General features: G+C 68.0%; 2 protein-coding genes and 1 pseudogene. 1 reads left to right on the top strand and 2 read right to left on the bottom strand.

Going from position 1 to position 3,785, the window contains the following annotated elements; all coding sequences use genetic code 11:
- Positions 1-792: pseudogene (locus RI841_RS15265) on the bottom strand (aminomethyl transferase family protein); the annotation flags it as partial.
- Between the two features lie 235 nt (positions 793-1,027).
- Here RI841_RS15265 and RI841_RS15260 point away from each other — a divergent pair.
- Positions 1,028-3,595, top strand: coding sequence for an FAD-dependent oxidoreductase (locus RI841_RS15260; protein ID WP_310706487.1), 2,568 nt, complete (start codon positions 1,028-1,030; stop codon positions 3,593-3,595).
- 4 nt (positions 3,596-3,599) lie between these two features.
- On the opposite strand, the gene RI841_RS15255 is transcribed toward RI841_RS15260, so the two are convergent.
- The coding region (locus RI841_RS15255; RefSeq protein WP_310706486.1) for a helix-turn-helix domain-containing protein at positions 3,600-3,785 on the bottom strand (186 nt) is incomplete at its 5' end.

The raw sequence follows: 3,785 nt of genomic DNA, 5'->3' as shown, positions 1-3,785 counted from the left end.
GCAGCCGAAGGCGAGGATGCCGCCCTCGATACGGCGGATGTGGCAGGGGCCGATCACCTGCATGTCGTGGGGCCGGCCGGCCTCGAAGACTCGCTGCCAGAGCGCCTCGCCGAAGCGGCTGGCCTCGCGCAGGTAGATCTCGTAGCCGATCTCGCCGGAGTAGCCGGTGCGCGAGATCACCACCGACATGCCGTCGAGCTCGGCCTCCATCAGATGGTAGTAGGGCATGCCCAGCACCGCCTCGCCGAAGAGGTCGACCATCACCGCCTTGGCCTGCGGCCCCTGGACCTGGACCGGGGCCACATCCACCTCCTGGATGGTGACGTCAAGGCCGGCATTGAGGACCAGGCCCTGACACCACAGCAGGATGTCGCTGTCGGCCAGCGAGAGCCAGAAGCGGTTCTCCTCGATGCGCAACAGTACCGGGTCGTTGAGGATGCCGCCATCCGGGGCGGTGACGAAGACGTACTTGCACTGCCCCACCTGGCAGTGACGCATATCGCGGGGGACCAGCCGCTGGGTGAAGGCGAAGGCGTCAGGACCGCTGATCTCGATCTGGCGCTCGACGCCGACGTCCCACAAGGTCACGCCCTGCACCAGGGCCCAGTACTCGTCCACCGGGTCGGTGTAGAGGCGCGGATGGTAGTGGTGGTTATAGACGCTGTACTTGCGCACCCCGTGCCGCCGGGACGCATAGAAGAAAGGTGACTTGCGGATGCGCGGATAGAGCAGGATCTCCGGCGCCGATTGGGTGTTCTGAGTGCTCTGAATGTTCTCGATAGCCTGGGACATGACCGTCTCCTCCACTGTCGCGGTGCCGGGAACCGGCACCCGCCGGCATCCCTGCCCTCGACACTAGCCCCTGTGCCGAGCATCGATCTCGCTGTGGGCGTCGAGCTCTTTGGTGTGGGCGACAGAGTCACATGCGGCCTGTCGCCACCAGGCAAGGAGGCGTCGCCACGGGACAGCGTGAAGTCGAGACGCTGCCTTATGCTGCGGGAAAAACCTCGAAATGAGGAGGACAACCATGGCGACTTTACCCTCGCAGGCAGACGCGGTGATCATTGGACTGGGCGGCATCGTCGGCGCCTCGGTCGCCCATCACCTGATCGAGCAGGGGTGGACGAACCTGGTGGGGCTCGAGACGTCCGCCATCCCCTCGGACATCGGCTCCACCGCTCACGCCTCCGACTTCTGCTTCATGACCTCCCACGACCGCCTGGCCTGCTACACCACCACCTACAGCCAGCGCTTCTACGAGGCACTGGGACACTATCACAAGGTCGGTGGCCTGGAGATCGCCCGGATTGGCGACGAAGCGCGCCTGGCCGAACTGCAGCGCAAGGTCGCCTCGGGCAAGGCCTTCGGCACCCGGGCGCGCATGGTCGATGCCGACGAGGCGGTGGAACACTTCCCGCTACTGGCGCGCGACCAGGTGCTGGGCGCCATGTGGGACCCTGACGCCGGCCTGGTGGTCCCGCGCTCCCAGCAGGTGGCCGGTGAGCTGGTCGAGCGCGCCGTGGCCGGCGGCCACCTGAGCGCCTTCGCCGAGACCCCGGCCCTGGACATCGATGTCCGGGATAGCCGGGTCTACGGGGTCGAGACGTCGAAGGGCTATGTCGCCACCTCGCGGGTGATCATCACCTCGGGCATCTGGGGACCGATCCCCGCGGCCATGGGCGGCGCGGCCCTCCCACTGATGCCGGTGGAGCATCCATTGATGTTCTTCGGCCCCTTCGAGACCTTCGCCGGTACCGGCAAGGAGATCGGCTACCCGCTGCTGCGCGACCAGGGTAACTCCGCCTACATGCGCGACACTGGCGACCCGACCAGCACCGAGGGCGGCCAGCTGGAGTGGGGCTACTACGAGTCCCACGAGCCACGGCTGGTGGACCCTCGCGCCATCCTCGAACGTGACCAGGCACGCCTCTCCCCCTCCATGCGCGACCTGGAGCTGGACCAGGTGGCCGAGGCCTTCGAGCGGGCCATCGAACTCGCCCCCGTTCTCGGCGAGCTGGGCTGGGACGAGAAGCACTCCTTCAACGGCCTGCTCTCGGTCACCTCGGACGGCGGCTCCCTGGTGGGCGAGTCGCCGGAGACACGCGGCCTGTGGCTGTGCGAAGCGGTGTGGGTCAAGGACGGCCCCGGCATGGGCAAGGTGTTGGCCGACTGGCTGACCCATGGCCGCCCCGAGCTCGACCCCTGCGGCATCGACATCGCGCGCTTCTACCCGGTGCAGAAGACGCCCCATCACGTCCTGGGCCGCTGCCGGGAGATCGCCCGCAAGATCTACGACCCGCCAGTGCATCCCCGTGAGCCCTTCGAAAGCGGTCGCGACCTGCGCCGCGGCCCCTTCTGGCCACGCGAACAGGCGCTCGGCGGCTACTTCATGGAGGCCGCCGGCTGGGAGCGCGCCCATGGCTACGCCGCCAACGAGACGCGTCTCGCCGCTTACCTGGAACGGGTCCCCGAGCGTCCGGCGGAGTGGGATGCCCGACACTTCTGGCGGGTATCCAACGCCGAACACCTGGCACTCTCCGACGACGTCGGCATGATCAACCTCTCCCACTTCGCCATCTTCGATATCGCGGGCCACGATGCGGAGGCACTGCTGGAGCGGCTCTCGGTGGCCAGAGTCGGCGGCAATACCCCCGCCGGCAAGGGCGTCTACACCCACTTCCTGGACGCCTTCGGCGGGGTGCACTCGGACCTCACCATCGTGCGCCTGGCCGCGGATGCCTGGCGAATCATCTGCGGTGGCGATACCGGCCATCGCGACCTGATGTGGATCCGCCACCGCGCCGAGGAGTGGGACCTGACCCGCTGGCATCTGGCGGATCGCAGCGACGGCCTGGCCACCCTGGGCCTGTGGGGCCCCAATGCCCGACACACCCTGCAGGCCCTGACCGACGACCCCGAAGGTCTCGACGACGCCCGTTTTCCCTTCGCCACCGCCCGCGAGATCCGTGTCCAGGGCTTGCCGGTATGGGCCTTCCGCATCTCCTACGTGGGCGAGCAGGGCTGGGAGCTCTACGTCCCTTTCAGCTACGGCCTGGCACTCTGGGACCTCCTGTTCGACGCCGGAGTGATCCCGGTGGGCATCGAGACCTACGCCAGCAGCCGCCGCCTGGAAAAGAGCCTGCGGCTGCAGAATGCCGACCTGCTGAGCGATTACAATCTCGTCGAGGCGGGTCTGGCACGGCCCAGAGTCAAGGACGTGCCCTTCCACGGCAAGGCCGCCTACCTGGAGCAACGCGACCGCGCCCAGCAGCCCGCCACGCTGTGCACCCTGGTGATGGAGGAGCACCATGACGCCGCCGGCACGCCACGTTTCCCCGTCGGGCAGTCGCCACTGCTCGACCTCGATAGCGGCGAGGTGCCGGTGGACGCCCTGGGACGACGCTCCTACGTGACCAGCATCGCCTATGGCCCCTCACTGGGACGCAACATCGCCCTGGCCTACCTGCCCCCGGAGCATGCCCGGGAAGGCAGGACCCTGCGGCTGGAGTACTTCGCCGAGCACTACCCGATGCGGGTGACGGCCGTCGGCTATCGGGCTCTCTACGACCCTGAGGGAGAACGGGCTCGCGGCTGACGACTCAACCCTGCGGCGGCCTCGGGCCGCCGCAGGGCTCCAGTTCGGCCTGGCGCTCCTGACGTCGCTTGCGCTCGGCACTCGGCGAGTGACCGAAGTGGTCGTGGTAGCACTTGGTGAAGTGGGGCGGCGAGACGAAGCCGCAGGCCAGCGCCACCTCGGTGATCGGCATCCGGGTCTGCAGCAGCAG

The sequence above is a fragment of the Halomonas sp. genome, assembly GCF_031581305.1.
Taxonomy (GTDB): Bacteria; Pseudomonadota; Gammaproteobacteria; order Pseudomonadales; family Halomonadaceae; genus Halomonas.
The sequence above is the reverse complement of the archived record's forward strand: the minus strand, read 5'-3'. Positions and strand labels throughout refer to the sequence as shown.